General features: G+C 44.9%; 25 protein-coding genes. 24 read left to right on the top strand and 1 reads right to left on the bottom strand.

Annotated features, from left to right (window positions below):
* Nucleotides 1–331 precede the first annotated feature (331 nt).
* The 5 genes from J0X21_RS14910 (at nt 332) to J0X21_RS14930 (ending at nt 4100) form a co-directional block, all read left to right on the top strand.
* Nucleotides 332–586, top strand: a complete 255-nt coding sequence (locus tag J0X21_RS14910) for a hypothetical protein (protein ID WP_206813008.1) — start codon at nt 332–334, stop codon at nt 584–586.
* A gap of 93 nt (nt 587–679) precedes the next feature.
* A complete protein-coding gene (locus J0X21_RS14915; RefSeq protein WP_206813009.1) occupies nt 680–1264 on the top strand; it encodes a TetR/AcrR family transcriptional regulator in 585 nt (194 codons plus the stop codon).
* Nucleotides 1265–1414: 150 nt separating this feature from the next.
* Complete coding sequence (locus tag J0X21_RS14920) at nt 1415–2128, top strand: 4Fe-4S binding protein (RefSeq protein ID WP_206813010.1); 714 nt, start codon at nt 1415–1417, stop codon at nt 2126–2128.
* A 360-nt stretch (nt 2129–2488) separates the two neighbouring features.
* A complete protein-coding gene (gene trpC / locus J0X21_RS14925; RefSeq protein ID WP_206813011.1) occupies nt 2489–3307 on the top strand; it encodes an indole-3-glycerol phosphate synthase TrpC in 819 nt (272 codons plus the stop codon).
* A gap of 49 nt (nt 3308–3356) precedes the next feature.
* The gene (locus J0X21_RS14930; RefSeq protein ID WP_328813052.1) at nt 3357–4100 is read left to right on the top strand and encodes a phosphoribosylanthranilate isomerase; all 744 of its coding nucleotides are present in this window, start codon (nt 3357–3359) and stop codon (nt 4098–4100) included.
* Here J0X21_RS14930 and J0X21_RS14935 read toward each other — a convergent pair.
* Nucleotides 4084–5103 carry a uroporphyrinogen decarboxylase/cobalamine-independent methonine synthase family protein gene (locus tag J0X21_RS14935; protein WP_206813013.1) on the bottom strand — a complete coding sequence of 340 codons (1020 nt, stop codon included), beginning with the start codon at nt 5101–5103 and terminating at the stop codon, nt 4084–4086. The two genes, J0X21_RS14930 and J0X21_RS14935, sit on opposite strands and share 17 nt — an antisense overlap.
* A gap of 328 nt (nt 5104–5431) precedes the next feature.
* On the opposite strand from J0X21_RS14935, the gene J0X21_RS14940 reads away from it, so the two are divergent.
* From J0X21_RS14940 to J0X21_RS15030, 19 genes are all read left to right on the top strand, one after another.
* Nucleotides 5432–6079 carry a GntR family transcriptional regulator gene (locus J0X21_RS14940; RefSeq protein WP_206813014.1) on the top strand — a complete coding sequence of 216 codons (648 nt, stop codon included), beginning with the start codon at nt 5432–5434 and terminating at the stop codon, nt 6077–6079.
* 59 nt (nt 6080–6138) lie between these two features.
* Nucleotides 6139–6723 (top strand): amino acid synthesis family protein, encoded by a 585-nt coding sequence (locus tag J0X21_RS14945; RefSeq protein ID WP_206813015.1) that lies wholly within the window; start codon nt 6139–6141, stop codon nt 6721–6723.
* 22 nt (nt 6724–6745) lie between these two features.
* Nucleotides 6746–7630, top strand: a complete 885-nt coding sequence (locus J0X21_RS14950; RefSeq protein ID WP_206813016.1) for an NAD(P)-dependent oxidoreductase — start codon at nt 6746–6748, stop codon at nt 7628–7630.
* Between the two features lie 235 nt (nt 7631–7865).
* Nucleotides 7866–9467 carry an ATP-binding protein gene (locus J0X21_RS14955; RefSeq protein WP_206813017.1) on the top strand — a complete coding sequence of 534 codons (1602 nt, stop codon included), beginning with the start codon at nt 7866–7868 and terminating at the stop codon, nt 9465–9467.
* A gap of 22 nt (nt 9468–9489) precedes the next feature.
* The gene (locus J0X21_RS14960; RefSeq protein ID WP_206813018.1) at nt 9490–10188 is read left to right on the top strand and encodes a response regulator; all 699 of its coding nucleotides are present in this window, start codon (nt 9490–9492) and stop codon (nt 10186–10188) included.
* A gap of 143 nt (nt 10189–10331) precedes the next feature.
* Nucleotides 10332–11393 carry a TRAP transporter substrate-binding protein gene (locus tag J0X21_RS14965; protein WP_206813019.1) on the top strand — a complete coding sequence of 354 codons (1062 nt, stop codon included), beginning with the start codon at nt 10332–10334 and terminating at the stop codon, nt 11391–11393.
* 104 nt (nt 11394–11497) lie between these two features.
* Complete coding sequence (locus tag J0X21_RS14970; protein WP_206813020.1) at nt 11498–12520, top strand: TRAP transporter substrate-binding protein; 1023 nt, start codon at nt 11498–11500, stop codon at nt 12518–12520.
* A 137-nt stretch (nt 12521–12657) separates the two neighbouring features.
* On the top strand, nt 12658–13191 hold the full coding sequence (locus J0X21_RS14975; RefSeq protein ID WP_206813021.1) for a TRAP transporter small permease: 534 nt from the start codon (nt 12658–12660) through the stop codon (nt 13189–13191).
* Nucleotides 13169–14449, top strand: a complete 1281-nt coding sequence (locus J0X21_RS14980) for a TRAP transporter large permease (protein ID WP_206813022.1) — start codon at nt 13169–13171, stop codon at nt 14447–14449. Before J0X21_RS14975 ends, J0X21_RS14980 begins: the two co-directional genes overlap by 23 nt.
* Nucleotides 14450–14738: 289 nt before the next feature.
* Nucleotides 14739–16661, top strand: a complete 1923-nt coding sequence (locus tag J0X21_RS14985; protein WP_206813023.1) for a sigma 54-interacting transcriptional regulator — start codon at nt 14739–14741, stop codon at nt 16659–16661.
* Between the two features lie 205 nt (nt 16662–16866).
* Complete coding sequence (locus tag J0X21_RS14990) at nt 16867–18066, top strand: iron-containing alcohol dehydrogenase (protein WP_206813024.1); 1200 nt, start codon at nt 16867–16869, stop codon at nt 18064–18066.
* A gap of 56 nt (nt 18067–18122) precedes the next feature.
* Complete coding sequence (locus J0X21_RS14995; protein WP_206813025.1) at nt 18123–19280, top strand: iron-containing alcohol dehydrogenase; 1158 nt, start codon at nt 18123–18125, stop codon at nt 19278–19280.
* Nucleotides 19281–19451: 171 nt separating this feature from the next.
* On the top strand, nt 19452–21146 hold the full coding sequence (locus J0X21_RS15000; RefSeq protein WP_206813026.1) for an aldehyde ferredoxin oxidoreductase family protein: 1695 nt from the start codon (nt 19452–19454) through the stop codon (nt 21144–21146).
* A gap of 139 nt (nt 21147–21285) precedes the next feature.
* On the top strand, nt 21286–21858 hold the full coding sequence (locus J0X21_RS15005; protein ID WP_236006294.1) for a DUF1847 domain-containing protein: 573 nt from the start codon (nt 21286–21288) through the stop codon (nt 21856–21858).
* Nucleotides 21859–21874: 16 nt separating this feature from the next.
* Nucleotides 21875–22654, top strand: a complete 780-nt coding sequence (locus J0X21_RS15010; protein ID WP_206813027.1) for an ABC transporter ATP-binding protein — start codon at nt 21875–21877, stop codon at nt 22652–22654.
* On the top strand, nt 22654–23535 hold the full coding sequence (locus J0X21_RS15015) for a branched-chain amino acid ABC transporter permease (protein ID WP_206813028.1): 882 nt from the start codon (nt 22654–22656) through the stop codon (nt 23533–23535). Before J0X21_RS15010 ends, J0X21_RS15015 begins: the two co-directional genes overlap by 1 nt.
* A gap of 142 nt (nt 23536–23677) precedes the next feature.
* Nucleotides 23678–24703: a branched-chain amino acid ABC transporter permease gene (locus J0X21_RS15020; protein ID WP_206813029.1), complete on the top strand. Its 1026-nt coding sequence runs from the start codon at nt 23678–23680 to the stop codon at nt 24701–24703.
* 42 nt (nt 24704–24745) lie between these two features.
* Nucleotides 24746–25978 carry an ABC transporter substrate-binding protein gene (locus J0X21_RS15025; RefSeq protein WP_206813030.1) on the top strand — a complete coding sequence of 411 codons (1233 nt, stop codon included), beginning with the start codon at nt 24746–24748 and terminating at the stop codon, nt 25976–25978.
* A gap of 31 nt (nt 25979–26009) precedes the next feature.
* Nucleotides 26010–26768, top strand: coding sequence for an ABC transporter ATP-binding protein (locus tag J0X21_RS15030; RefSeq protein WP_206813031.1), 759 nt, complete (start codon nt 26010–26012; stop codon nt 26766–26768).
* Nucleotides 26769–26945: the final 177 nt, after the last annotated feature.

Here is a 26945-nt window from a genome sequence, read left to right on the forward strand (position 1 = left end):
TAAACAGATTGTATGGCATAAAGCGAAGTAGCATTTTTAGACTTGGATATACTAAGCCGCATAGCAACAATCCCCTCCAATCCCTTACATTATAACACATTACGCAAAATTACGCACTAATAATTGAAGAGAATTTGACATTTTTCCAATAAAAAAAGCCCTGTTTTCAAGGCTTGTAGGGATTTCTATATAAACGCAAGTGTCAAAGACCCGAGGAGTTTGAGGTTATGTAAAAATACATAGCCTTTTTATTTGTCATCTTATTTGCTAAATACTTTCCGGTGGGTATAATTAGAATCAGAGTGACTCAACAGGCTGGGGAGGGTTGCGCATGATTATCGGGTTTGGTTTTGGCAGTCCGCTAGAGAGTTTAATGATGTTAATTCTAACTTCTATCCTCAGTTATTCGCTCTACCGCGCTTGGCGCAACTTTACCAGAAGGAATTCCGGCCGTTTGGACGACAGAGAACAGAGACGGGCTTTTTATATAGAGCAGCGGGAGCGGGCCCGGCAAATGATGCGGGAATGGGATTTGACGGATGAAGAAATTGAGAGAAGGCTGGACCGGGAGGAGGAGAGATTATAGTTGGTCATATTAACAGATGCGGCAAAGCAATATGTGCATAAACATTATTTTTTATAGTATAATTAGAATGAACATTCTTTCTAGGAGGAATTCATGGAAAAGGCTAGGCATAAACCCGATGGCACCCGTCAAAGAATTATGGATACCGCCCGTCAACTGTTTGTCCAGAGGGGTTATTTTAACACGTCTATTCCGGATATTGTGCGCGCTTCGGAAGTGAGCATTGGCTCGATCTATCATCATTTTGAGAATAAACAGGAGTTGGCGAAAGAATTATACGAGGAGACGATGCGTTCTTTTGTAGAAACGATGCACAGGCAAACGGCTGAGTTAACCGGTACGGAGGCTAAGCTTAAGGCTTTGGTGCGTTATTTATACGCACTTTGTGAAGACGACTCCCTTCGTATGGAATACATGCTCTTCATGCGCCATGCCGAAATCTATCCCGACCATGTGCCTATCTGCCTCTCGGAGCCGTTTGCAGCGGTTACGGCCTGGATTAGAGATGGGATAGCAATAGGAGAAGTGCGTGCCGGAAGTGAGGACCTGGCGGCAGGAATTTTTATGGGAGGCATTTTGAAAGTTGTAGAGCTTAGACTCAGGGGAGTGTTGAAAAAAAGCCTGCCTGATTGTTTGGAGGAGACATTTTCTTTAGCTTGGAGCGCTATTCGAAAGTAGCAGCTATTTAGCCGCAATCGTAGCAATTCAATGTACAAGTTATTGAAACCATTATAAAGGTTTTATAGATTATATGACGCCTCTAGAAAGAATGTTCATTCTAACGATGTGCCGCAAACGATAAACAAAGTAAGAGGAAGGAAGATCAAGATGTCTAAAATTACATTCGGAGAAATCCGCCGGCGCAACCAGCGCACTTCATTTTTTCTGTTCCTTATCCTATTTATTCTAATGCTTTTGTCTTTAATTCAGAATCCATGGTACAAAGCTCCTTTAGAGTGGTACTTTATTTCGGTCCTAGGAGTTATCGGAGCCTTTATTCTGCCCGCTAAATTCGGCAGGCATTACTGCGGACAATACTGCCCTACCAGCTTTATTGCGGATGGCATTAATCCGGTGAACAAAGCGGGCTCTATTTTGAAATCGAGGCACTTGCGCAAAGTTTTTGTCGCCCTGTTTGCGGCAATTTTCATTATAACGTTCAGCCCATGGAACATGGCTTTGCCCGCATCCATGACCCAAACTTACTGGGCTTCGGTCTTTACGAAATTCTGGATTCTATGGATCATTTGTCCGTTTATCATCGCCTTCCCGCTCATCCTGATTCTGGCTTTCTGGAAGGGCGGCCGGACTTGGTGCAATTACATCTGCCCCTGGGGCGCAATCGGTGTAGCCCTTGGCTCCCCGCAACTGCTGGTCACCGCGAAATGTACAAGCTGTAAGGCCTGTACGAAAGTCTGTCCGCAACCGGAGGTGCTAGTGGGGGCGATCGGTCATCAAGGAGGCCAGATCGATAAGAATTGTCTTACGTGCCTAAAGTGTGTGGATGTTTGCCCTGTTCAGGCCATTGAGTGGATAAAATGATAAAATGACTGTTGAAATGTACCATATGAAACTACCATATGAAAAGGTACATGTTTGAAAAAATGTACATTGACCGCCGATAGAAGCTTTCGTATACTAGGATATGAAGAAATTATATTTGACATTGTAACTTTAGGAAACTAGCGTTCAGCCGCAGAGATTAGGGAATTTTAATAAACAGTAGAGTCGAGCGCACATAAGAGTTAAGTATAGCAAAGCTAAGCAGAGAAAGCGGAGTAAAGTAAAACAAAGCCGAGCAAAGCAGAGATGAGCTGAGATGAGCAAGCTGGTGCTAAAATAGGCCGGTACTCATTTGAGTACCGGTTTTCTAATTTTTAGAGATAAAGGAGAAAATGATTGATGAGTGCGGACATCTTACAGAAAATCATGGCCAAGAAAGAACAAAGGTTGACCCAGGCCCAAAGCCGGGTGCCGTTTACGGAACTGGTGCGGCGGCTTGAACAAGGAGCTCCGCCCCGGCGTCCCTGGGAATTGGCTGCGGATAGGTTCGATGTGATAGCGGAAGTGAAACGGGCGTCTCCAAGCTTAGGCTCCATTCCATGGGCTTGTACTCTCCCTCAATTGGTGCAAGCATATGAACAGGGGGGGGCTAAAGTCATTTCCGTGTTGACGGAGGAAGATTATTTTCGAGGAACGCTAGAGGATTTGGTTAATGTTCGCAACCAGATCGCCTTTCCGGTCTTGCGCAAGGATTTTATTTTCACTGAATATCAGGTGCTGGAAAGCCGGTTCTATGGTGCCGATGCCATTCTCCTGATCGTGGCGCTATTGGGGGAAAAAGAACTGGCAGCCCTGCTTAAGGTGGCTGCAGAGATTGGATTAGAAACTCTGGTCGAATGCCATGACCGGGAGGAAGTAAGTATAGCCCTTGCTGCCGGAGCCAGGACTATCGGCATTAATAATCGGAACTTACGAACATTTGAGGTTCGTTTAGAGACCACGGCGGAGCTTGTGGACATGATACCGGCTGGCTGCGTCGCGGTGAGCGAAAGCGGGATTCATTCGCCCGAACACGCGGGATACGTGGCGGCAACTGGGGTTAGTGCGGTTCTAGTCGGGGAATCCTGTGTCCGCAGCGGCAACCCGGCTGCCCATATCTCGGGCTTGCTGGCAGCCGGAAGGTCGCGGAAAACGGTACGGCAGAGTAATAATAGTTAGCTATAGATAATGCAGTTAGCTATAGCTAATAGAGAAGGTGTTTTTCTTGGTGAGGGTAAAAATCTGCGGGATTCGTTCTTTAGATGAAGCGTTAACGGCCGTGAATGCCGGTGCTGATGCCTTGGGCTTTGTTTTTGCACATAAAAGCAAGCGTTATATAGATCCGGCATCAGTATGGGAGATTACAAAGAAACTTCCTCCATTTGTAGCCAGGGTGGGGGTTTTTGTGGATTTCTCCCCGGCAGAGGTTGAGCGCATTACGAGGGTGAGTGGTCTGACGGTGATCCAACTCCATGGGGATGAGAATCCTGCGGATTACAGCCATCTTGGCTTACCCTTGATTAAAGCGATTAAGGTGGATCTGGCAGAGAAAAAATCCGCTTTTAAGAATAATGACAGGATGAATGAGGACTTTGGTGACGTTGAAGAGGATTTGATTACAGAGCTTCAGGGATGGCAGGGGCAGGTTCAGGGGATTCTCGTTGACTCCGCTGTGATGGGACAATTCGGAGGGACGGGGCAGCCGCTGCCATGGAGCAATCCTGAAATTCAGAGCCTTTTTATGAACATTAAAGCTTCAGGAATTTCCTTAATTTTAGCGGGCGGCCTTAATCCGGAAAACGTAAAGGATGCAATCGAAACCGTACGTCCGGAAATTGTAGATGTCAGTTCGGGGGTAGAAACAGCGGGGAAGAAAGATGCGCGCTTAGTAAATAAGTTTATTACGGAATGTAAAAAGGCGGCGTATCCCGCCGCCGCCACACCTAGAAAATTCTCTAAAACTCCTTACTAGAACGAATGTTGGCCGAGATTTGTTTAAGAAGTCTAAAGGACTGTTCGACACTGGCCGTGCCATCGGTGTTAATCAGACAACAGCGGGAGGGGGCGAGCCAAGAACGGTCGAAAATCAGCTGTTCATCCAGTCCGTGAGTCCCCAAAAACTCCCAGAGCTTGAGCAGGCGGTCAGTGAGCGTAGCCGCAGTTTCCGTTTCTAATTCTGAGGTGAGTGTAGGTGTGATACCCCAGGCGATAATTCCGCCTTTATGCAGGAATTCTTTCACTTCATCCTGATAACGCACCAGAATATGTCCCCAGCTAAAGGCATCGACAGAAAGGATATCCAGGTCTGCGTTTAGGAGAAAAGACCAGTCCGGATTGCCGCACAGGTGGACTCCCTTGGGACCGGGAAGCTGGGCCAGAAAAGCCCGGTATTCTGTTTGTGCCAATTCAGAAGTATAAGCGCTGAAAGAGTTGAAAATCATTTCCAGACCGGGTTCATCCAGCCAGACGAAGGGATTGGGATGAACTTTTTCTAATTCGTGGTACTGCCAGGTCATCTTTTGCTTAAGAAAGTCATACATGATTTCCCGGACGAAATCATTATAAATCATAGGTTTTAAGTCTTCATCGCAGATTTTAAGGCCAAAACTGACCGGCCCCACGGTTTGTCCCCGGATCATCGTGTATTGGGACAGGTCAAGATCGAGAAATGCGCGCAAAGCTACGGAGAACTCAGGGGAAAGAGCAAATGCTTCCGGATCGGCGCTGGTTGCCAGATATTCATCCAGCTGTGCGGCGAATAGTTCATTGGAAAAACGCAGAAGCTCTTTGTCTTCATCGATAATAATACCCGGGAAATACTCCGCGAACTGGGCGTACATATCTTCTTTGAAGCGAAAGCGCGGCAATTGGGGCCAAAAAGGGATGTCCAGAGAAAGAGATAAATCCAGAGCCTTCTCCAGGTCCGTATGAGGTAAAATTCCCATGGCAGTGGTGATTGCTTTTCCGGGTAGCATAGGCGGTACTCCTTTCCAAGGCAGCAAAATAGTTACTACAATTATTATGGCTTAAATATAGCAAATAGACGGATGTGAAGTCGTGACCTTAATCACATGAAAAAGTGAACTATTTTCATAGAGCATTTTAAAAAATGAAGTTTATTGGTTTTCTAAGTTCTCAAGGCTTTTTATGGTTTCTAATTGAACTAATATTCTGGATCTGGTATAGTGGTTTTTAGGAATTGTCGACAATATTGTAAACAATCCTTGAACCCTTTTAGCCAATTAATAGATCTAAAAGTTTTTTATCTTAGTAACATTGACTGAAGACCAAGAGGATGGCGTTATGAAGAAGACAACAGCGATGGTTATTGCAGAGGAAATATCCAGACGCATTGCCGCAGGACTGCTTCATCCGGGAGAACATTTAATTGAGACTGTTCTCGCCGAAGAATTTCGTACTAGTCGTGCTCCTGTGCGTGAGGCCTTGCTCATGCTTGAGCGGGATCGTTTAGTTCAGCGGGTGCCCCATCACGGCGTGATCGTCCGAACGTTTACCAAACAGGAGATTCACGAGCTTTATGATGCAATTTACCGGTTTGAAGAAATTGCAATGGATAAAGTGACTGCCCGTGTTGTCCAATTGTCTGCAAGCGAAATATCCCGACTGGAAGATAACTTACAAGCTCAATCTATCTGTGTCAAACAGGAAAACATCCATAGCTTCTATGAGCTAAACGAAGAATTTCATAACATCATTTTTACCCTTGCCGGTAACAAGGTTTTATTAGAGTTCTACCAGTCTCTCTGTCGCACCGCCCGACCGTTAAGGATATTAACATTGGCTCAGGGTCAAAACCTGACTTATTCGTACGAAGAACACTTGCGTCAGGTTGAAGCGTTGAAGTCCCAGGACCGGAACAAAGGCAAACAAGCGATACAAGCGCAGGAAAGGAGGGCATTACACTCACTGGATTTATTATTCGTACTTTAGTGTTTTGTGAGAAATGTGAGGAATGAGCAAACAAAATTTGTACCGAGGAGGAAGACCCAATGGAAATCAGAAAAATTGTTACCACCATGGAAGAAACGTATATTGAAGGTTTCAAGGCGGTGGAAAAACCTGTACGCGTTGCCGTGGCCGCGGCAGTGATCAAGAATCCTTTTGCCGGACGATATGTTGAAAATCTGCAGCCCCTGATTGACGAATATTCGGCCCAACTTGGTCGCATGCTGCCGGAGAAGGCGTTGCAGGTTCTTGGCCTTAGCGGAGAAGAATGCGAGGGGTATGGCAAAGCGGCTCTGGTAGGGTTGGATGGTGAAGTGGAACATGGTTCGGCGATTATTCATACCTTAGTGTTTGGCAACGAGTTTCGTCAGACTTGCGGTAATGCTAAAACACTTCTGCCTTCAGCAGAAAAACGGGCGGGGGCCGGAGCCACAATTGACTTGGCTCTTAAACATAAAATGGACGCAAAAATCCGCTCCCATCACATGAGTTTTGAGTTCCGGATTCCGGATGCGCCCAGAGCGGATGAAATCGTGATTGCGGCTGCAGTTGCGGCTGCAGGCAGGGCTCATCCCCGAATCGGATCCCTTCATGCAGAATTGGATGCTCAAGGAGAAACGCAGGATTAATTGGAAGGGATGAGCAAAGCTGATGCATATCGGGTTTATCGGTGTGGGACAGATGGGGAGATGGATGGCGGCTCATCTTCTCAGTGCCGGTTATAGGGTTACTGTTTTTGACAGCAAGAGGGAGGCAATGGATGTTTTAGCGGCAGAGGGCGCCCAAAGAGCGAATTCGCTAGCGGAGATTGGCCGAGAAAATGAGCTTGTCATTACGATGCTCCCGAATTCGGCTGCCGTCGAAGATGTGCTTGCAGGGCCGGATGGGCTGTTTGAAACCATGGCCCCCGGAGGGGTTATTATCGATATGAGCAGTTCCTATGTCCTATCTACCAGGAAACTGGCGCAATCCGCCCAGGCCAAGGGACTGATCCTTATCGATGCGCCTGTCTCAGGCGGGGTTAAAGGAGCCAAGGAAAGGACTCTCACCATTATGGTGGGAGGAAGCAGGAAAGATTTTGAAGCGGTATTGCCGGTCCTCCAGTGCCTGGGGAAAAAGGTAACCTTGGTAGGAACGACCGGAGCGGGCCATGCACTTAAAGCGATTAACAATTATCTATCGGCAACCTCACTATATGCGACCACGGAAGCAATGGTTCTGGCGAAAACCTTGGGACTTGATTTAAAGGTTGCCTTAGAAAACATCAACTCAAGTTCGGGACAAAGCTACTCTACCCACTATAAGTTTCCTATCTTTGTTCTGCCGCGAAGATTTGACTCAGGTTTTTCCCTGAAATTGCTTTTAAAAGATGTAAAAATGGTGACAGCCCTCGCTGAAGATAACAGGGTTCCGGTTTTTTTGGCTTCCGCTGTCGAGCAAGTGTATGAGGCCGCCGCGCTTATGGGCGAAGGGCAACAGGATCATACAGAAATTGTGAAGTTCCTGGAAACAATTACTCATCAAGTGTTGATATAATCATAGGCTCAATCTAGCGTAATTTTGGAATCCGTCCTCTGATCTAATATGAATACTTAAGGGATAGCGTCAAAAACGGTATCCTTTTTCTTTAAAACAGTTCTTTGTCTAAGATGATTTTTAGGATCTGGTTAAAGCACTAAAAACAATGGCAGGGAAAGACAGACAATTAGACGAATATATCATAAGGTATATAAAATTTAGAGAATTAAACTTATAAATAAGAGGGAGTCATATGAGGCTGCTTCCTTTTCAACTAAAACTCCGCACCAAAATAGCACTCTTATCCTTCACCCTGGTGCTTCTCTCTGTGCTCCTGGCCGGAGTTGTCATTGTTGAACGGACTACGGCTGCCGAGGAGAATGAAATCGGGATGCGTGCTTTGGCTATTGCCCGGACCGTCGCGGAATTGAAAGATCTCCAGGAAAACCTGGGTAAGCCGGAAGGGGCCAAGACGATTCAACCGATCGCAGAACGCATCCGGCTGGCAACCGGTGTGGAATATATTGTGGCTTTTGATATGGCCCGGGTAAGATATTCACATCCGTTGGAAGACCGGATCGGTACACAATTTGATGACGGAGATGAAGCACCCTCTTTGCGCAAGCAGGAGTACCTATCCCGCGCCGTCGGGGTAGCCGGACCTTCGATACGGGCATTCGTGCCGGTGATGACTGACGAAGGCACCCGCCAAGTCGGTGCAGTCGCAGTGGGAATCTTAGTTCCCACGATTACGGAGGCTCTGAGAGCACTTCGCTTGCAGTTGTACTCATCTCTTCTTATTGGAGTGGCTTTCGGGGTACTGGGTTCTATCTTCCTCGCCAGAAATATTAAGAAAAATATGTTTAGTCTGGAACCCCAGGAAATTGCCCGGATACTTGAGGAAAGAGTAGCGATTTTCCAGTCCTTGGGCGAAGGGGTGATTGCGGTTGACCGGGAGTTCAAGATTACGGTTAAAAACATGGAGGCCGTCCGTATCACCGGGGATAATCAGGGCGAGGTGGGTGAATTATTGTCGGAAGGTCCGCTGCAGGCGGGAATTAACGGGGCCATGGATTCAGGGGAAGCACAGCTTAACCGGGAATTAGCCTTGAACGAGACTGTCGTGTTAGCTAACTTTTTGCCGATCAAGGTCAAAGAAAAGGTTGTTGGTGGAGTGGTCACTTTTCGCGACAAGACCGAGGTCAATAAAATGGCTGAAGAATTAACCGGGGTGAAAACCTTTATCGAGGGCCTGAGGGTTCAGAATCACGAATATTTGAATAAACTGCACACGATTGCCGGGCTTATCCAATTACGAAAGCATCAACAAGCTCTGGATTACGTATTTGCAGTAACCGAGGAACAACAAGAAGTCACGCAGTTTTTGAGCAGGCATATTTTGAATCCTGCTGTCGCCGGACTGTTACTAGGCAAATATAACCGGGCCAAAGAACTAAAAGTGGAGATGTTTTTTGAGGAAGAATCATTTTTAGGGGAAGTTCCCTGTGATATTGAAACAAGCAGTCTGGTGATAATTATTGGCAATTTGGTGGAAAACGCATTGGAAGCGGTCATCGGTCAAAAACTGCAGGAAGTGCATTGCTCTATCAAGCAAGAAGCAAAAGAATTGATTATCAGTGTAGAGGATACGGGACCGGGAATATCCCCGGAACGACAGGAGCGGATATTTGAATGGGGTTATACGACCAAGGGTTTTGAGAACCGCGGTATCGGATTATATTTAATAAAAACCGCTGTTGACAAAGTGCATGGTACACTGGAACTCGAATCCGGCAATTGGGGAACGCGCTTTGTGGTCAAAATACCTATTCAAGTTCAAAACGCTAAAGCATAGCGCTAACGAAGGAGGTAGTACAATGGAGCCGATAGATCTAATCCTAGTTGAAGATGATCCCATGGTGATGGCTGTGAATGAAGGTTTTATTGAGCAAATAGGCGGATTTCAAATCATCGGCACAGCCAGGTCCGGCGCGGAAGGTTTAGACTTAATTCAATCTCTGCGGCCGCGTCTGGTCCTTTTAGATATTTACCTGCCCGATATGGACGGAGTGGAGGTTTTGAAGGAAATACGCCGCTGCGGGATTCCGACGGATTTCATTATGATTACCGCTGCTCATGATGTAAAGACGGTGCAGGATTTGTTGCGCTCCGGAGTGGTTGATTATATTATTAAGCCTTTTAAGTGCGAGCGCTTAAAGCTTGCTCTGGAAAAATACAGGCACTATCTGGAGAAGTTGAATGATCAGGCAGCGATTGGGCAGGAGGATTTAGACGCGCTTATCAATTCGAATACTTCGGCAAACCGGTCGCAGAGTCTTAATGGGAGTGACGAAGATCTGCCCAAAGGTCTACGCACTCTGACACTTAATCAGGTGCTTAAGTTTTTATCTGAGGGAGGGCAGGGTTTTTCGGCCGAAGAAGTGGCTGAGGGAGTAGGCTTGGCAAGGGTTACGGCTAGGCGTTATTTGGAGTATCTTGAAAAGAGAGGCAAGGTCCGGTTGGAATCACGCTATGGTTCTGTAGGGAGACCGGTAAACAGGTATAAAGTGATATGACCAAAATGACCATTAATATCAAAATGGTCAAATCGTTGTGTTCCTATCAAATTCCCTTTAGAATAATCACAAATATCAGAAAATACGGATACTCAGAATTGATAAAATTATCGCGCCACACAAAGCAGCATGAGGTAGATAGTATGGGCAGAAGAGTTACAGTTACAGTTATAGTTACAGTTATAGTTACAGTTATAGTTACGCTTCTTTTCCTGCTGTTCACAGTTCCCGGGTGCGGTAAACGTGTTATCGACGGGCAGCAAATTGCTAAAGGGGAGAAAATTGTCATTAAGTTTTCCCATGTGGTCGCTGAAAATACACCGAAAGGTCTTGCTGCTCAGAGGTTTGCCGATTTAGTCAGGCAAAGAACGGGAGGATATGTTGAAGTCCAGGTATTTCCAAATTCATCTCTTTACAAAGATGGGGAAGAGTTCGAAGCATTGCAAAACGGTTCGGTGCAAATGATTGCTCCGGCTACTTCAAAGATGTCGATGCTGGATCCCGCTTGGCAGATTCTGGACTTGCCCTACGCGTTTAGAAATTTGACGGAAGTACATGCCATGATGGACGGCACGGCCGGACGGAAATTGTTCGCCCGGCTTGAGGAACAAGGCATGCTTGGCTTGGCCATGTGGGACAACGGTTTTAAACAAATTACCAATAATCAACATCCCTTAGCCCAAGTCAAGGATTTCAAGGATTTAACCTTCCGGGTAATGCCTTCTAAGGTATTGGAGAATCAATTCAAGCAATTAGGGGCTGCTGCTTTACCAATGCCATTCAGCGATGTGCATCAAGCCCTGGCGGACGGTAGTGTAGACGGGGAAGAAAATACAATTTCTAACATCTATACCCAACGGTTTGACCAAGTTCAAAAATATTTAACTATCAGCAACCATGGTTATATCGGGTATGTTGTACTGTCAAATTCCGAATTTTGGAATAATTTACCCGCTGAAGTGCGCAAGATTTTAGAAGAAACCCTGATCGAAGTGACGGTATGGCAGCAACGGAAGGCTGAAGAAGTGAACAATAATCATTTGGAGGAGCTAAAAAAACAGGGCCAGCTAAAGATTCATTTATTAAGCCCGGATGAAGAAAAAATGTGGCAGCAAGAATTGCTCCCGGTTTATGACCGCTTGGCTTTAGAAGTTGGGCCCGAGTGGGCAGATATTATCCGTGGATTAAAAAATAACGGACGCTGAAGCATTTTGCCGAGATAAAGTGTTAAATTACGCGGAGGTGATTATTAAAAGAACAGCCGAGAGGAACGTTACCCTATTTAAAATTAAGTTGAGGAGGAGAAAGAATGCGCAGGAACAAGTATTTTTCACTCATGGTTATCGTGGTAACTGCATTATCCCTTACATTGGCCGGGTGCGGCAGTTCTACAGCGGGCGGGGACAAGGGCCCGATTGTTGTGAAATTCGCCCATGTGACTACTCCGGATTCTCCTAAAGGAATGGCTGCCAACAAGTTCAAAGAGCTTGCGGAACAGAAAACCAATGGCAAAGTGAAAGTAGAAGTTTATCCTTCATCCCAGCTATACGGAGACAAAGAAGAGCTGGAAGCAGTCCAGTCCGGGAATGTGCAAATCATTGCTCCCTCTGTTACCAAACTGGTCGGAATGAATCCGCAGTTCCAGTATGTTGATCTTCCCTTCTTGTTCCCGAATAATGAAGCCGTCTATAAATTTTGGGAAAGTGATGTTAACAAGAAGCTAATGAACAGTCTCGATAAATACAATGTCATGGGGTTGGCGATGTGGCCGAACGGATTCAAACAGTTTACCAATAAAGTAAGGCCATTGGTTGAACCCAAAGATTTTAACGGAATTAAATTCAGAACTCAAGCCGGTAAAGTGTTAGAAGCCCAGTTTAGCGCTCTGGGAGCAGGATCCGCAACGATTGCCTTCGGGGAAACGTATGCTGCGCTCCAACAAGGAACAGTTGAAGGACAGGAAAACACGTTTAACAATATTGACACTCAGAAATATCAGGAAGTACAGCCCTATTTAACGGTTTCCAACCACGGACGCATTGATTATATGATTATCGTGAACAAATCCTTCTGGGATGGCCTCCCGGCGGACATCCGCAAGGCCTTGGATGAAGCGATGGCTGAGGCTACCAAATATGAAATTCAGCAGGCGGAAATTTTGGATCAAAAGAGCATGGAAAACCTGAAAAACAGCGGGAAGATGCAATTTACCGTTCTGAATGAAGCGCAGTTGGCCGCTTTCCAGCAGGCGATGCAGCCTGTCTACACCCAATTTGAAAGTGTCATCGGGAAAGACTTGATAGAGGCGGCTAAAGCGGCCAGCAAAAAGTAAGGGTATACACCAGGGTCCTTCGCCAGAAGGACCCTTCTTGAACGAGACTTCATTCAGAGGGGGATTCAACCCCCGCTGAATGTTAGTTTAGTGTTAAAAACCGGCGGGTAGAGATATAACAGAGGTGGTGACAGGTGATGAAGACGTTTTGGCGGGTGTATGAGTTTTTAGAGGACATCATTTCCGGAGGGCTTTTATTTACCGGGGTTGCGATCATTTTTTACGGAGTGATTATGCGCTATTTTATGAATTCGCCCAAGTCCTGGGTTGATGAGGTGTCGCAATATTTGATTATCTGGGGTACCTTGATTGGAACGAGCGTTGCTTTGCGCAATGATCATCATATCAAAGTGGATATGCTTTTTGACCGTTTTTCTCCCAGAGTGAAATATTATGTGACCATTTTCGCGCATGGGGTAGGGACTGCGTTTAGTCTTTTCCTGGCTTATTACGGTTATGTATTGGTAAATTTCGTCCATAATACAGGCCAGCGTTCTACAGATGTGGGAATTCCTCTTTATGTTGTGTACAGCATTTTACCTTTAGCGGGAACAATGCTGACGTTTCGGTTCTTGGTAAAACTGTACAGTATGATACGCAGCCATGGCAAAGAATGGGCGCCCGGGCAGAATGGGGAGGTGACTTCACATGATCGTAGCAGCACTCTTTAGTTTATTTATTATTCTGTTTCTGCTTAATGTACCGATTGCCATCAGCTTGGCCATGTCCACCATTGCCGTCATTATGGCGACCAGTGATTTCAATATGATGATGATTCCTCAGCGCATGTTTGCCGGCTTAAATTCAGCCCCCTTAATGGCCATTCCGGGATATGTGCTGGCCGGAGTTTTAATGTCCAAAGGCGGGGTTTCGAAATATTTAATTAACGCACTCCGGTCTTGGATTGGGCATTTGCCCGGCGGCTTGTCGGTCGTTACCATTTTATCCTGCATGATTTTTGCGGCTATTTCCGGGTCCAGCCCGGCCACGGCTGCCGCGATCGGAGCCATCATGCTGCCGGCGATGGAGAAAGGCGGCTATCCCAAACGTTACACCATGGGGCTTATAGCAGCTTCCGGAACTTTAGGAATCCTGATCCCCCCAAGCATTCCGCTGATTGTTTACGGGGTTACTTCGGATGAATCGATCGGCAAGCTGTTTATGGCCGGAATTTTGCCGGGACTTCTGCTTGGGGGTATTCTTGTTGCCATTGCAATCATTTATGCCAAGAAAAACAATTACGGTATCGGAGAAAAGTATTCTTGGGCAGAACGTTGGCGGGCTACGGTTAAAGCAATTCCCGGAGCGTTCTTGCCGGTATTGATTCTGGGCACTATATATAAAGGGGTGGCCACGCCGACAGAAGCTGCGGTTGTAGCCGTTTTTTATACCATTATTATTTCGGCGTTTGTTTATAAAGAACTGCACTTCAAAGACATCCGGCCGGTCTTAAGGGAGACCATCAATACTTCCTCCATGATTTTCCTGATTATTGCGGCAGCAATGGTTTTTGCCCTCTTCTTAACCAACAATCAAGTTCCGAACAAGGTGGCACAGTGGATTGGGGAGGCAAACTTAAATGTCTTCATGTTCTTCTTGGTTACCCAGCTCATGTTCTTTATTATGGGAACTTTCTTGGAAGCGGTCTCAATTATCCTTATCACCTTGCCGATCCTGCTACCGATTATCAAGCATTTGGGAATTGACCCGATACACTTCGCCATCGTTATGACGGTTAACATGGAGCTGGCTATGATTACACCGCCGGTGGGTTTGAATCTCTTCGTGGTTAGTTCTATGGCCAAAGAAAGACTTGAGGAAGTAGTAAGAGGAGTACTCCCGTTTATTGCGATTATGATCGTCGTTCTGCTAGTGTTAGTGATCTGGCCGGATATTTCTTTGTATCTTCCGAGAGAGGTTATGAAGTAAGGGAATTCAAGGGAATATAGGTTAATTTTACAATAGTTGGCAAAGCATGCGTTTTGAAAGTATTTGTATTGAAATCATATCTTCCCCTGGAAGCAGGTTAATTCTTTGAAGAGGTAATTTAAGTGTTACCGCGGAGTTAACCTGTTTTCTTATTCTTGAAGAAGTAAAGCTAAAAGCAATAACATAAATAAAAAAATTATATATTGAATAACTATTCTGATATATGTAAGATGAAACTAGAATACTGACTTTAATACCAGATATGTATTATAGGTTGGGGGTATACGTTTTGAAAGCAAGTATTTTAGTTACTTCACCTTATCGCGAGGTCACCGGATTGATCAGGCATGTTGCTGAAGAACTGGAAATTGATATTATTGTGATCGAAGAGATTTTAGATAGTGCTGCTAAAGTTGTGAAAGAGATGCTTAAAGAACAAAAGGGAATTGATGTGATTGTCAGCCGCGGAGGTACGGCGGAAGCGATTAAGGAAATCGTTGATCTGCCGGTAGTCATAATCGAACTCACAGATTTTGATATCTTGCAGGCTCTGTGGGAAGCCAAAATATCAGGAGCGCGACGCATCGGGTTTGTCGCATATAAGTACCATAAGATTGATTATGATTTTAATTACATTGAAAAAATACTTGGAATTGAGGTCCAACAATACCTCTATACCAAAAGACAGCATATTGCAGAGCAAGTTCAAAAAGCTTATCATGACGGGGTCGATGCGTTGGTCGGGGGCGGAGAGTATGGTGTCAGTCTTGCTGAAGCGCATGGAATCAAAGGAGGGTTAATTCGATCGAGCCGCCGGGCTGTGGTGCAAGCACTGCAAAGGGCGCAAGGAATACTGGACATTGTACAAAAAGAACGGGCCAATAAGGAACAATTAAAAACAATTATTAATAATACCTACGAAGGCATTATTGCCTTTGACACGCAGCACAAAGTCACGGTGCTGAATTCGGTGGCCGAAAGAATTCTCGGGATCAAAGCTCATGATGTGATTGGGATGAGTGTGCAAGCCTTATCACAGTTTATCAGTACTGATGGATTGTTTGAGGAAGAAAGCCACTTGAGGAACCAAATCCGAAAAGTGGGCCAATTTCAGGTGTTGTTTAACAGAATCCCCATTAACTCCGGGGGAGAATATTTTGGTTTGGTTTATACTTTACAGGATGTCACCAAGATTCAGAACATTGAACAGCATATCCGGAGAGAGATTTACCGCAAAGGCCTGGTTGCGAAATTCTCTCTCGCTGATATTATTGCTCAAAGTCAAAGCATGAAAGACTTATTGAAACGGGCCCAAAAATTTGGAGCCACTGATTCAACCGTGCTGATTATCGGAGAAAGCGGAACTGGCAAAGAACTGCTTGCTCAAAGCTTGCATACGTTCAGTTCCCGTAAAAACGGTCCTTTTGTTGCGATCAATTGTGCGGCCTTGCCTGAAAATCTGCTGGAGAGTGAATTGTTTGGATATGAAGACGGGGCGTTTACAGGGGCAAAAAAAGGGGGGAAACCCGGGCTGTTTGAGCTGGCCCATGGGGGAACGATTTTCCTGGATGAGATCGGCACCATTGCTTTAAACCTTCAGGCGCGTTTACTTAGAGTGCTGCAAGAGAAAGAAGTAAGACGCGTGGGAGGAGACCGCATTGTCCCGGTAGATGTGCGAATTATTGCCGCCACAAACGAGAACTTAAAGCAAATGGTTGAAACTATGAAATTTCGCCAGGATCTATACTTCCGTCTCAACGTTTTAAACCTTAAGATTCCAGCGCTCAGGGAGCGGAGAGAAGATATTCCCCATTTAGTCAATCATTTCTTAGAAATTTTTAATAGGAAATTCAATAAAGATATTCAAGAATTTGCTCCGGAGATATGGCAATGGTTTCTTCGCTATGAATGGCCCGGAAATGTGAGGGAATTGGAAAACATTGTGGAACGCTGTGTCGTGATCACCGAGGGCCAAGTTGTCGAAGCAGATTACCTGGACAGCATCTCGGAGGGAGTTGCCGAAAATATGCAAGTAGAGTCAGCAACCGGGAATAATGTCATTAAAATTAGAACCGCCAAGTTAGAGGACATGGAAACAGAAATTATTAAGCAGCTTCAAGACGTGGTTAAGAATAAATCCGAACTCGCAAAAATCTTAGGTATCAGTCGAACAACTTTATGGAAGAAGACAAAGGATATTAACGGTGAATAACAATCGATGAGGAAAATACGGTATAAAGCTTATGGTTTTAAAAAGTAGTTCGTGTTATCTGGGCGTTAACAATTAAATCATGATGTTTAAGAAATGAACAGCTCCAAGGATGAGTAAGAACAAAATGACCAGATCTACTCGCCTTGGAGTTTTGGCATGGTTTTTGCAATAAGGACGAGTATAACTTAAAGAGGAGGGAATCTTTGTGCGCAATGTTTGGAATTTTTCGACTGCGGGAAAGATTATTTTTGGAAATGATGCGGTTCAAGGTTTAGGAAAGTTAATGCAGAGCTTATCTGAGAAAACGGCTCTTGTTGTGACAGACCCGGGAATTAAAGCGGCGGGTATTCTCGAAACAGCACTCTCGTCGCTTAAACAAGAGGGAGTTTCTTATGCGGTATATGATCAATGTGAACCTGAACCTCGAGTTGAAAAGGCTGTTGAGGCTTATGATTTTGCCAAAAATCAGAATTGCGGCGCAATCATCGGTTTGGGCGGCGGGAGTTCGATTGACTTAGCCAAGGCAGTTGCAGTCCTGTTGACATACGGCGGCAGTCCGAAAGATTATTTTGGAGAGTTTAAGGTTCCCGGTCCGGTTTTACCTTTGGTTGCCATTCCCACTACTTCTGGTACTGGAACAGAGGTTACTCCGGCTGCAGTGTTAACTGACTTACAGGCTAATTTGAAAATCGGAATCTCTGATAACTATATCAGACCCATGATCGCTTTAGTTGACCCGATGTTGACGGTTAAAATGCCACCGGCTGTAACCGCATCGACCGGAATTGATGCCTTAACTCACGCTATCGAAGCCTATACGGCTATTGGGTTCGAGTATTTGCTGGCTGAGGGCGAAGCGTTGTATCAAGGAACCAATGATTTAACGGATGCTTTGGCAGAGAAAGCAATCAAGCTAGTTAGTGATAACCTTAGACTGGCAGTAGACCAAGGGCAGAATGTGAAAGCTCGGTATAACATGGCTTTGGGAAGTGTGTTGGCCGGGATGGCATTTTCCAATGCAGGAGTCGGGGCGGCCCATGCGATTGCCTATCCTGTCGGGGCAGCTACCCATGCGCCGCACGGGGTGTTATGCGGATTGCTTCTGCCTCATGTCATGGAATACAATGTCCCGGTTGCGCTGGACCGTTTTGTTAAGGTCGCTGAACTCATGGGGGAAAATGTTAGGGGTTTGAATCAGTTTGAAGCTGCGATGTTAAGTGTGAAAGCTGTAAAACGTTTAATTCGGGATGTTAAAATTACCGCGACTTTACGAGGATTGGGCGTAAATGAAGCACAATTGCCCGATATGGCCGAAAAAACTCTGGAGGTTGGAAGATTATTGCGCAATAATCCCCGTCGTCTTACAGCGGCAGACATAGAAGGAATCTTGCGGAACGCATATTAATTTTCTTCGGAGGCAGCAGAAGAAGATTCGAGATGAATAAGGGAGGATTATTGGAAATGAAAAGCTTCGTTTTCCGTACACCGGAATTAAACTTTGGAAACGGATCTGTAAAAGGGATAGGAATTAAGGCTAAACAATTAGGAGCTTCCAGAGTCTTGATTGTCACGGATAAAGGGGTTGTAAGCGCAGGGATACTTCCGAAAATTGAACAGCCTCTAAAAGATGCTGGGATAGAATTTGAGGTGTATTCTGAAGTTCAGCCTGAGCCAAATCTCGACAGCCTGCATGAGATTGTGAAAATTGCCAAAGAAGGTGATTTCAGCTTCTTTATCGGGGTTGGCGGCGGGAGCGCCATGGATGTTACGAAGCTGGCTTCTCTGATGATGACAAATGAGGGGGAAGTATCGGATTTCCTAGGTGTCGAAAAAGTCCCGAATCCGGCAGCCCCGGTAATTTTAGTTGCGACGACTTCCGGAACAGGTTCTGAAGTTACAAAGTTTGCTTTATTCGGGGACGATGCCATCAAAAGAAAGACAGCTGTTTCTAGCCCGAATATTATGGCCAGGGCTGCCTTTGTCGATCCTGAACTCACAATTTCAATGCCTGGCCATGTTACGGCTGCGACAGGAATTGATGCCTTTATTCATGCAGTCGAGGCCTATATAGCAGTCAATAGAAATCCGGCGACTGACCCGATAGCCTTGGAGGCTATCCGTCTCATCGCCGCAAACTTGATTCCCGCAGTCAAAAACGGAAGCAAACTTGAAGCGCGTTATAATATGGCCTTAGGCAGTGTGTTAGCGGGAATCGTCCTAAACAATGCCGGTGCAGGGGCGGTTCACGCGCTCGCTTATCCGGTCGCTATGGAATATCACGTTTCCCATGGAATCTCCAATGTTGTAAACTTCGTTCATACCATGGAATATATCGCACCCGCTTTATTAGAACGCTATGCCAATATGGCTGAAGCAATGGGTGAAAAAGTCGGCGGTTTATCTCAATATGACAGTGCCATGGCATTCTTAAAAGCCATTCGCCGTTTATGTTTGGGTGCATCTTTGCCGGTTGGGTTAAAATCAATCGGAGTTGATCCCAAACTGGTTCCGGCCCTTGCAGAAACGGCGTTTACCGATACCAGGCTTCTTGGTAATACCCCATATGTTTTAACGGCAAAAGATATTCAAGCAATTTATAGCAATGCCTTAAATGACTAACAGAAGCGGCATAATATTGGCGATCCCCTCCTTAATCATATGGGCAACCGGAGAGCCTTGAGAGACTCTCCGGGCTTGTCCGAGTATATGAAAAGCCATTTTTTTACTTATGAATTTTAATCCACTTGAACAATACAATAAGACATTGTTTTTCTGAGGAGGTTTGTACAATTGAATAAAATATTGCGCGTAAATATGACGGAGTTAAGTATTAAAGAGGAACCTGTTAAAGAAGAGTATAAACTTCTTGGGGGCCGCGCATTCATTGCTAAGCTTTTGCTGGACGAAGTCAAACCTACGTGCGAACCGTTGGGAAAACATAATAAGTTGATTTTTGCACCCGGTTTGCTAGGCGGGAGCAAAGTTCTTAGTTCAGGACGGATTTCGATCGGAGGAAAAAGTCCGCTTACCGGGGGCGTTAAAGAAAGCAACGGGGGCGGAGTTGTGGGAATAAAGCTTGGCCGACTGCGATACAAAGGAATTGTGGTAGAGGGCCTTCCTAGTTCTGAACGGAAATATCTGCTTAAGGTTGACGCAAACGGTGCTGCCTTGCTTGAGGCAGAGCAGTACTGGGGTCTGGGTGTATATGAGACGGCCCGGAAACTAAGAGAAAAGTATGGCTCGAATGTTGCTGTTTCTTGTATTGGTCCGGCGGGAGAAAATAAATTTTTGGCAGCGGGCATTGCAAATACGGATATAGATGGCGTTCCCAGCCGTTATAGCGGACGAGGGGGGCTTGGCGCTCTGATGGGCTCCAAAGGGCTTAAGGCCATCGTCCTGGATGATAAAGGTTTAGGTGTCCTGGAAGCGGCGGATGTTCGGGAATTTAATCAAGCGATGCAGGATTACAGCAAGATTCTAAAAGAATCACCGGTTGTAGAGGCCTATAACATTTATGGTACGGCTGCAATGGTTCAGGTTACGAATGCTGTAGGGGGGTTGCCTACACGCAATTTTTCTACCGGAAAATTTGAGTGGGCTGAAAAAATCAGTGGAGAAAGAATGCATGATATTATTAGCGAGCGTAAAGGAAAAACAACCCATGCGTGTATGCCCGGATGTATGATCCGTTGTTCCAATGTTTATGTCGATGAAAGCGGAAAAGATATCGTCGCCCCCCTCGAATATGAAACCATTGCCCTTATGGGTTCGAATCTGAACATTGATGATCTGGATGTCATCGCTAAGCTAAATTACCTGTGCAATGATTATGGACTGGATACGATTGAAACCGGTGCAGCCCTTGGGGTAGCGATGGCGGGAGGGTTAATTCCTTTCGGGGATCAGGAAGGAGCCCTAAATCTGGTGCACGAGATTGGAAAGGGTACGCTTCAGGGCAGAGTTCTTGGTATGGGTGCTGAGACGGCGGGCAAGGTTTTGGGTGTGTTGAATCTTCCTGTGGTCAAAGGGCAGGCAATGCCCGGTTATGAGCCCAGGGGTATAAAAGGCATGGGGGTAACTTATGCTACCTCACCCATGGGAGCAGACCATACGGCAGGGGCAACAGCTAGAGCCAAAGTGGATCATAACTCCCGCGAAGGTCAGGCAGATTTATCAAAGAAAATGCAGTACACAATCCCGATTTATGACGATCTAGGGTTATGTATGTTTGCGGTAGTAGCGCTTGGCCCTTACCCTGAGGTTCTAAGCCGCTTGGTAAATTCACAATTGGGAACACAGTTATCCGCAGAGGATCTCTTTAAGTTAGCGGATCAAACCGTTAAATGGGAGCGTGAGTTCAATCGGCGGGCTGGGTTTACGAATTTAGACGATAGACTTCCCGAATACTTTAATGAAACGCCGAATCCTGCTATTAATTCGGTATTTGATGTTGGTGAGGAAGAACTTGATAAGATTCACGAATAACGAGTATGGAAATTGACTAATGAATCGTAAATTCAGGAGGGTTAACTCATGAAGGTTAAGTCCAGGTATTAGAATAATTCAACAGAATCAAAATGGTGGGAATTTTTACTAAATTCTGCAAAATTGAGGGGGTGAAGGGATGAGAATGAAATGCGCTGAGTGCGCAAAATCGAATGCCTGTTATCAAGGGGACAGCTGTTATGATCAAGGATGGATCAGACCGGAATATGAAGATCCTATTAATCTCAATATACTGAAAATCGCCAGCCGTCTTGAGGCAGAACATTATATGAAGCTCACTCGTTTGCAGGAACTGATGATGTTTGCCAAAGAAATGGGATATAAAAGCCTGGGAATGGCATTTTGCGTGGGTTTAGCAAAGGAAGCGCGGGTGCTAAGCGGAATTTTAGGTAAGGATTTTAAAGTGGAATCCGTTTTGTGCAAGGTAGGCGGAGTAGATAAAAAGACCTTCGGCCTTCCTAATGTAGTTGATGGACGTTACGAAGCATGCTGCAATCCGATCGGGCAAGCAAAATACTTGGCAGAGGTTGGAACTGACTTAAATATAATCGTCGGCCTCTGTGTGGGCCATGATATCCTGTTCACCAAGTATTCCGAAGCGCCTGTTACCACACTGGTGGTAAAGGACCGAGTTCTGGCCCACAATCCGTTAGGGGCAATCTATTCGAATTATTGGTTAAAAAAGCTGTAGTAAGGGTGAAAAGACAATGATACTAAAACTAGACAAACTCAGTTTATCATTCGGAGGGATTCAGGCTCTTAATGGAGTGAGTTTCGAGATTAAAGAAGGGGAATTATTCTCCTTAATCGGTCCCAATGGCGCGGGGAAAACCAGTGTAATTAATGCGATTTGTTCTTTTTATAAACCGACGAAGGGAGAAATCTACTTTAAGGATAAACTGCTGAATCCGCTCAAGCCATATAACATAACGGCTTTGGGTGTTTCTCGTACCTTTCAAAACACAGAACTTTTTGCAGGTATGAGTGTCTTGGACAACATTAAGCTGGGTTCACACAACCGGCTGAAAGCGTCCACCTTAAGCGGGATGTTTCATTTACCATGGGCTAAGAAAGAAGAACGTGAGGAAGAGAAATACCTCAGGGAAGAAATATTAAAAAGGCTGGGCTTGGATGAGGTGCGCAACCGTTTTGTAGGAACGCTGCCTTATGGGCTTCAGAAACGAGTGGATTTGGGGCGGGCTTTAGCATCCCGGCCGGAATTGTTGATTCTGGATGAGCCTGTGGCCGGCATGAATAATGATGAGAGCCGGGATATGGTTGAGTGTTTGCTCCATTTTAAGAAAGCATGGAATCTCACAATCTTGTTGGTTGAACATGACATGGAGGTCGTAATGAGCATTTCCGACCGTATCGTGGTCATGAACTTTGGGCAAAAAATTGCTGAAGGTACTCCACAAGAAATACAAAACAACGAACAAGTCATTACGATTTATCTGGGTAAGCAATATGAAAAGGATGTGAGCTAATGCTTCTTTTACAGTTCATTTTAATTGGGATATCGATTGGAAGTGTCTATGCCCTGATTGCGCTAGGAACTGTCCTCATATATAAAGCGACCCGCGTGATTAATTTTGCCCAAGGCGAATTGGTGATGATCGGAGCCTTTATCGGGTATACATCCCTAGTCAGTTGGGGTTTACCCATCTTTATCGCCTTGCCGGTAACTTTACTCTTGTCCGGTGTCATTGGTTATCTGGCAGAGCGCTTTGTGTTACGGCGTATTGCCCATGGTCCGCTTATCAGTGTAATTATGGTTACTCTCGGGTTATCGATCTTCTTAAAGGGCGGAGTAACCGGAGTATGGGGAACGAGTATGTATTCTTTCCCTAAAATCTTTCCGGAAAGCACCATTAATCTCTTAGGAATTAAATTACCGCAGGTATATTTCTGGAGTATGGTTGTGGCTGTAATTATCTTTGTTTTATTCGTCTTTTTCTTCAAATATACAGATTTAGGCTTAGCCATGCGGGGAGTTGCCGATAACCAAAAAGCAGCAGCATCTCTTGGAGTAAATGTATTTTCGGTTGTAGGGTTATCTTGGGTATTTTCCGGAATTGTAGCTGCTTTAGGTGGAATCCTCCTGGCTAACATCAGCTTGCTAAACATTAATATGAGTGATGTTGGGTTAAAGGCTTTTCCCGTTGTAATACTTGGAGGGTTTGACAGTCTCCTGGGTGCTGTCATCGGTGGACTTGTAATTGGAGTTATTGAAAGTGTGGCCGGAGGATATTTAGCTACTATAGTAAGTGGAGCAATCGATCAAGTTGTCGCTTTTGCAATATTATTGATAATTTTATTGATTAAGCCCCAAGGCCTGTTTGGCACCAAAGAAGTAGAGCGCTTGTAAGACAAAAGTCTCCGGTACGATACTGTCCTGTCGACAGTATCGCCGAAGGCGCTACTTATAAGGAACGCTACCGCCTGAGGATAGACTTTTGCCGAAATTGCAGGCTCTTAAAGAATAGCTTTACAATTGAGGAGAGTAGAGTATGGTAAATAAAAAATCGCTTGTTAAATGGGCCGTCATAGCAGCGATCCTTGCGACTGTCCCTCTGTATAGTGGAAACTATATCCTTTCCTTAGTCAATCTTGCGGCTATTGCTGTGACCGGTGCAGTAGGATTGAATATTTTAACCGGATATACCGGTCAGATCTCGCTTGGACATGCAGCTTTCATGGGAGTGGGAGCTTATGTTGCCGGATACCTGATGACGAACTATCATCTTCCCTTTCTGCTTGCAGTTCTTATTGGAGGAATAGCAAGTGCAATCGCCGGTATTATATTTGGATCACCTTCTTTAAGATTGAAAGGATTATATCTGGCGATGGCCACTTTGGCTTCACAGATTCTCTTGGAGTATGTGTTTAAGAACTGGAGAAGTGTAACCGGCGGGGTTTCGGGGATGTATATTGAGTCTCCGTCCATCCTTGGTTTTTCCTTCGGAACGGATCAAAGATTTTATTATCTGGCAATGGGATTTGCTTTAATTGCCATTTGGACAGCCTCTAACCTATTCAAAACTAAAACCGGAAGAGCTTTTATCGCAATTCGCGACCGCGATATCGCGGCGGAGATTATTGGGATAAGCAGTTTCAAATATAAGCTGATTTCATTCGCCATCAGTTCCTTTTATGCCGGTGTCGCGGGTAGTCTCTTGGCACTCTATCTGACACTTGTTGTCCCCGAGTCCTTTGTCTTATCAGTATCAATTCAATATGTGGCCATGGTAATTATCGGCGGACCAGGGACTATTGCAGGAGCCATTTACGGGGCCATCTTTGTCACATTGCTTCCCCAGGGTATTGAATATATAACCAATATTCTTGCACAGTTCTATCCAATGGAAGCGTTGTTTGCCGCGCTGCGTGATATGACTTTTGGGTTACTCATCATACTGTTCTTATTATTTGAGCCCAAAGGTCTATCAGATATTATCCCAAGAATTGGACGTTGGTTTAAGGGTTTATTCTTAAAAAAGGGGGGTGAGTCAAGGAACCTATCTCATATTCAGTAAATTCCCGGAAGCAAAAATTGAAAACGAGGAGGAAGGTAAAAAATGCATTTTAGGAAAAGAAAAATAAGTTTAGCTCTTGTGATTGTTTTAGTGCTTTCACTTGTCGTAGCTGGATGTGGTTCTGCCGGCAGCAGCACATCTGGAACAGGCGGTTCAACCGGGGGAGAAAAAGACAAAATTACTGTTGGAATTTGGGGTACAATTACTGGGCCTGATAGCGATGTTAATGGCATGTCTTATGGAACAAAAGATTATTTTGAATTCATAAACTCCAAAGGCGGGGTAGATGGTTACAAGTATAACGCCTTGTTGCTTGATGGCAAATATCAAATGGAAGAAGAAATTAAACTTTTCAAACGCCTCTCCACTGTTGATAAAGCAGTAGTCATTAATGGTTGGAGCACTGGAGTAACAAAAGCCTTACGTGATGAGATTAATAATGTGGTCAAAGTTCCTTTTGTATCTGAAACCATGTTAAGTGATGTTATAGACCCTCAAAAATATCCTTATATCTTCACCTTAGGCTTATCCTATGAAGATCAAATTAAAGCCGCTATGTTATGGGCAAAATCCAAGGGAGCAAAGAAAGTTGCATTCTTGCATAATGATGCTGAGTATGGTACTGCTCCTACAACAAATGTTGAGAAGGAAAAATGGGTTGCCAGCCAAGGGATGGAATTAGTTGCTAATATTTCATACCCCATGAAAGCTACAGACCTGACATCCCAACTTCTCAGCATTAAAAAATTAAACCCTGACTATGTCTATATTCAAGATTCTGTCAACAATATCATCGCGATTTTGCGGGATGCTGCGAAGGTTGGAGTACCTGCCGACAAATTTATTGGTAACTTCTATGGTGTAAGTCCTATCATCATTCAGAATCTTGGCGATAAAGCAAATGGCTTCAAAGCACTTCAAATGTATCAATCTTGGGGTTCAGATTTCCCGGCTATGAAAGACATTGAAGAATTCGGCAAATCGAATCAAATCCAGAAGAAGGATCAGTATTATCTTAAAGGCTGGGTTGAAGGAATGCTGATCAACGAAGCTATTAAACAAGTTATCAAGAAGAATAATGGCAAACTTCCGGAACTTGCCGAATTCCGCAAACAGGTACGTGACGCCCTGGAAGGCATTAAGGATTTTAATCCGGGCGGAGCAACAGGAAACATTACCTATGCTGATCACAAGGGATTTAGCACAACTAAGCTGCTTGAAATTAAAAATGGAAAATATACAGAAATCGACGATTGGGTTCAAGTTACAAAGTAGTATTTAAGGAACTTTTTGCAGGGGGAGATCAATGAAAACATTACTTGAAGTGAAAAATATTAAGGTCTTTTATAATCAAGTAATACTGGCTTTGCGAGGGGTTAGCTTAAAAGTAGATGAAGGCAGTATTGTAACCCTTCTCGGTGCGAACGGCTCCGGTAAGAGTACAACCCTTAAAGCAATCTCAGGCCTTCTATCTTTGGAAAACGGCAGAGTGGCTGAAGGGGATATTATGTTTGAGCAAATGTCAACTCTTGGAAAGCCTACCGTCTCCTTAGCAAAAAGCGGAATCTGCCAAGTTATGGAAGGAAGGGAGATATGCAAAAACCTTACGGTTGAAGAGAATCTGAAAATGGGAACCTTAATCGGGAATGTAAAACGAAACGAGAGAAAAGAAGCTTATGAAGTAATTTACCGTTACTTCCCGGTGCTTAAGGAGCGGAGAAACCAAACGGCGGGCTACCTTAGCGGCGGGGAGCAACAAATGTTGGCTATTGGCAGGGCTCTTATGACTAAACCCAAACTGCTCCTGCTTGATGAACCATCCCTGGGATTAGCGCCTTTGGTTGCTGAAAATGTGTTTGAAATCTTAAAGAAGATAAATGAGGAACAAGGAACCACGATTCTAGTGGTAGAGCAGAATGCAAGTTTGGCCCTTAGCGCAGCGAGTTATGCGTTTATTTTGGCTAATGGAAAAGTGGTTATGGAGGGTCCGACCAGCAGTATTAATACACATGACATTCGCAATGTCTATTTAGGGGCGGCATCCACTAAAGATCAAGCTTCATGATTTCTTTACCCCCAATAAAACCGTGTGGATAATATCCACACGGTTTTATTCAGATAAACTTCATCGAGCAAAGCGGATTACTGTTCAGATAGTGAACAAAACAAATGATACTTGTTCATATATTTAACATTAAAACTCGAAAGCCGGGACTAAAATAAATTTTTATGGATAATAACG

This window comes from Paradesulfitobacterium ferrireducens, from assembly GCF_017310645.1.
Classification (GTDB): Bacteria; Bacillota; Desulfitobacteriia; order Desulfitobacteriales; family Desulfitobacteriaceae; genus Paradesulfitobacterium; species Paradesulfitobacterium ferrireducens.

Bases quoted from the DNA above. Each gene is read 5' to 3' on its own strand.
- J0X21_RS14995 (WP_206813025.1), top strand. From the start codon at position 18,123: ATGAAAAGCTTCGTTTTCCGTACACCGGAATTAAACTTTGGAAACGGA.
- J0X21_RS15020 (WP_206813029.1), top strand. From the start codon at position 23,678: ATGGTAAATAAAAAATCGCTTGTTAAATGGGCCGTCATAGCAGCGATC.
- J0X21_RS14940 (WP_206813014.1), top strand. From the start codon at position 5,432: ATGAAGAAGACAACAGCGATGGTTATTGCAGAGGAAATATCCAGACGC.
- J0X21_RS14950 (WP_206813016.1), top strand. From the start codon at position 6,746: ATGCATATCGGGTTTATCGGTGTGGGACAGATGGGGAGATGGATGGCG.
- J0X21_RS14920 (WP_206813010.1), top strand. From the start codon at position 1,415: ATGTCTAAAATTACATTCGGAGAAATCCGCCGGCGCAACCAGCGCACT.
- J0X21_RS14975 (WP_206813021.1), top strand. From the start codon at position 12,658: ATGAAGACGTTTTGGCGGGTGTATGAGTTTTTAGAGGACATCATTTCC.
- J0X21_RS15025 (WP_206813030.1), top strand. From the start codon at position 24,746: ATGCATTTTAGGAAAAGAAAAATAAGTTTAGCTCTTGTGATTGTTTTA.
- J0X21_RS14980 (WP_206813022.1), top strand. From the start codon at position 13,169: ATGATCGTAGCAGCACTCTTTAGTTTATTTATTATTCTGTTTCTGCTT.
- J0X21_RS14915 (WP_206813009.1), top strand. From the start codon at position 680: ATGGAAAAGGCTAGGCATAAACCCGATGGCACCCGTCAAAGAATTATG.
- trpC (WP_206813011.1), top strand. From the start codon at position 2,489: ATGAGTGCGGACATCTTACAGAAAATCATGGCCAAGAAAGAACAAAGG.
- J0X21_RS14960 (WP_206813018.1), top strand. From the start codon at position 9,490: ATGGAGCCGATAGATCTAATCCTAGTTGAAGATGATCCCATGGTGATG.
- J0X21_RS14945 (WP_206813015.1), top strand. From the start codon at position 6,139: ATGGAAATCAGAAAAATTGTTACCACCATGGAAGAAACGTATATTGAA.
- J0X21_RS14955 (WP_206813017.1), top strand. From the start codon at position 7,866: ATGAGGCTGCTTCCTTTTCAACTAAAACTCCGCACCAAAATAGCACTC.
- J0X21_RS14965 (WP_206813019.1), top strand. From the start codon at position 10,332: ATGGGCAGAAGAGTTACAGTTACAGTTATAGTTACAGTTATAGTTACA.
- J0X21_RS14935 (WP_206813013.1), bottom strand. From the start codon at position 5,103: ATGCTACCCGGAAAAGCAATCACCACTGCCATGGGAATTTTACCTCAT.
- J0X21_RS15030 (WP_206813031.1), top strand. From the start codon at position 26,010: ATGAAAACATTACTTGAAGTGAAAAATATTAAGGTCTTTTATAATCAA.
- J0X21_RS15010 (WP_206813027.1), top strand. From the start codon at position 21,875: ATGATACTAAAACTAGACAAACTCAGTTTATCATTCGGAGGGATTCAG.
- J0X21_RS15015 (WP_206813028.1), top strand. From the start codon at position 22,654: ATGCTTCTTTTACAGTTCATTTTAATTGGGATATCGATTGGAAGTGTC.
- J0X21_RS14970 (WP_206813020.1), top strand. From the start codon at position 11,498: ATGCGCAGGAACAAGTATTTTTCACTCATGGTTATCGTGGTAACTGCA.
- J0X21_RS15005 (WP_236006294.1), top strand. From the start codon at position 21,286: ATGAGAATGAAATGCGCTGAGTGCGCAAAATCGAATGCCTGTTATCAA.
- J0X21_RS14910 (WP_206813008.1), top strand. From the start codon at position 332: ATGATTATCGGGTTTGGTTTTGGCAGTCCGCTAGAGAGTTTAATGATG.